Source organism: Bartonella sp. AA86SXKL, from assembly GCF_042196885.1.
In genome coordinates, this window is record NZ_JBHIRE010000590.1 from 1 (window position 1) to 536 (window position 536).

The 536-nt window shown below is 39.4% G+C and carries 1 pseudogene; it reads left to right on the forward strand.

Going from position 1 to position 536, the window contains the following annotated elements:
• Nucleotides 1-194: 194 nt before the first annotated feature.
• A pseudogene (locus ACFIO5_RS13440) lies at nt 195-536 on the forward strand (biopolymer transporter ExbB); the annotation flags it as partial.

Consider the following 536-nt stretch of genomic DNA (forward strand, 5'->3'; position numbering starts at 1 on the left):
AGCCCCTCTTGAAAGAGGCTTTTCTTGAAATAAAACTATACTTGATTTATCAAGTTTTATTTTTTAGACTCAGCGTAGGGTGACATGAAAAGGAAAATGGTATTGTGGCAAAGTGATGCTACGCCGGGTGATGGTACAGCTGTAAGATCAAAAAGTGAAAACCACAATGAAAACCACAATAATGTGAGACAAAAATGGAATCTGAAACAATACCTTTAGACACTCCACCTGCTGTATTTGCAGCGCATGATCTTTCTCCTTTTTCTATGTTTATGGCCGCTGATTTTGTGGTGAAAGCCGTTATTGTGTTGTTGTTGCTGGCTTCTCTGGCATCTTGGACAATTGCTTTTGTAAAGATCATTGAAATTACCTTGGCAAAACGAAAAGCACGTCATGAACTGCGCTTGGTTCTTAGCGCTCAAACTCTGACACGTTTGGCTGCTAGCTTGAAAGACAGCAAAGGACCTGGTGTGTTTTTTTTTAAAGAAATGCTTAAAGAGGTGTATCTTTCCACGCAAAAGGTCAACTTTATTGCA